This window comes from Candidatus Atribacteria bacterium, assembly GCA_011056645.1.
Lineage (GTDB): Bacteria > Atribacterota > Phoenicimicrobiia > Phoenicimicrobiales > Phoenicimicrobiaceae > Sediminicultor > Sediminicultor quartus.
Window position 1 is genome coordinate 1 of record DSEL01000177.1, and the last position, 1,680, is coordinate 1,680.

Below are 1,680 nucleotides of genomic sequence, written 5' to 3' on the forward strand. Positions count from 1 at the left end.
AACTAATATTATTAGATACCGTTATAATATCGAAAACTTCTATCTCGTCAGTCACAAAGGTAATATTATTGCAACAGTATCATCAATTTCACAATCTGTGTCGATAATTATTTTTCGATAAATAGATTTCTTTAATTATTTTATAAATAATGTAAATCATAACAATATTCTAAATATCGAATTCTCTTTTAAATTCTGCTTTACTTTCAAATCTTTTTGATATAATGGTAAACTTTCATTTTTCTTTATTTTCTAATCTTCTTACCGAATCACGTTGAATAAGTTCGGTTTCTAACTCTATCGATTTTTTAGACTTTTTAATCTTCTTTTTATCTATTAATTTAAGTAATATCTCAACTGCCTTTTGACCCATCAGATAAGTAGGCTGAGCAATGGTGGTTAAGGGCGGATAGGTGCAATCAGAAAATGATATATTATCAAAACCGATTATGGATATATCTTCTGGTACCCGGACCTTTAATTGGACAAAAGCTTTTAAAGCTCCAATAGCCATCAGATCATTAGCTGCAAATATAGCCGTAGGTAGTTTATCTGAAATCTTTAACTGAGGCCAATTTTGTGTTATTTTCTGATAAGCGGTATCCAGACGGAAATCAGCCGCCAATTCTTTTTTCCAATTTATATGGGCTTCTCTCAGGGCAACAAGGTAACCTTTTTCTCTTTCCTGATTAGTTTTAGTCCCTTCTATTCCGGCTAAATACATTATCTTCTTGTGCCCCATGGTTAGTAAATATTTAACTGCATAATAAGCCCCACCAAAATTATTTACCTTAACGATGGGAGTTGTCATTCCATTTATTTCTCTATCAATAAGCACTATGTTCATCTTTTTAAGTAAGGTTATCTCTTCTTTAGAAAATTCCTCTTCCCGATAACCAGCTACTGTCAAAATTACTCCATCTACCCGACGGGAGTATAAAAGCTTTAAATAACGACCTTCCTTTTCCTGAATATCGTCTGAATTAACCACCAATACACTGTATCCATACTTTTCACAAACATCCTGAACACCTCTTACCAAATTAGTAAAAAATATATTGGTTATATCCGGTATGATTAAACCGATATAATTTGTCCTTTTCCTGGGCATATTCGCCGCCATCATATTAGGAATATAAGTTAATTCTTTTACGGCACTTATAACTTTTTGGCGAGTCTCTTCTGCCACTATTCCGGGAGTATTCATTACCCTTGATATTGTTGAAGGAGAAACTCCTGCTATTTTTGCTACATCATAGATAGTACTCTTTTTCTTCATTCCATTTTCTTCCAATCTATTTTATGTTTGCTCGGGAAAGATATTGCTGCCCCCTTTCTTCTAGTAAAGTAAGAAGCAACCGCCGGCTATAGAAGATATCGTAATTATTACAGTAGATGGTTTTACCGAGTTGAGAATAGCAAGAGATAAAGGAGGCAAAATCTAACTTGATATTTAGCAATATCAATACTTTTTCCATAACTTCTCCTATTTCTGAAATCGCTTTCTGATATCGATTTCATCGTAGCATAAATTTTCTCGTCTGTAAAGAAAATATTAAAAATGGGTTGTTGCGTAAAAAAGTTCCTTTTTTATTTTAAAATTCTAATTTATAGCTAAATATAATCTTTTTTCCTTAGTATTTTTTAATTAAATACTAAGAAGCATATATTAATATATAC

General features: G+C 31.8%; 2 protein-coding genes. Both read right to left on the reverse strand.

Features of this window, described 5'->3' with window-relative positions; translation table 11 throughout:
• Positions 1 to 235: 235 nt before the first annotated feature.
• Complete coding sequence (locus ENO17_07615; GenBank protein ID HER24897.1) at positions 236 to 1,279, reverse strand: LacI family transcriptional regulator; 1,044 nt, start codon at positions 1,277 to 1,279, stop codon at positions 236 to 238.
• Between the two features lie 16 nt (positions 1,280 to 1,295).
• Positions 1,296 to 1,478 (reverse strand): hypothetical protein, encoded by a 183-nt coding sequence (locus ENO17_07620; protein ID HER24898.1) that lies wholly within the window; start codon positions 1,476 to 1,478, stop codon positions 1,296 to 1,298.
• Positions 1,479 to 1,680: the final 202 nt, after the last annotated feature.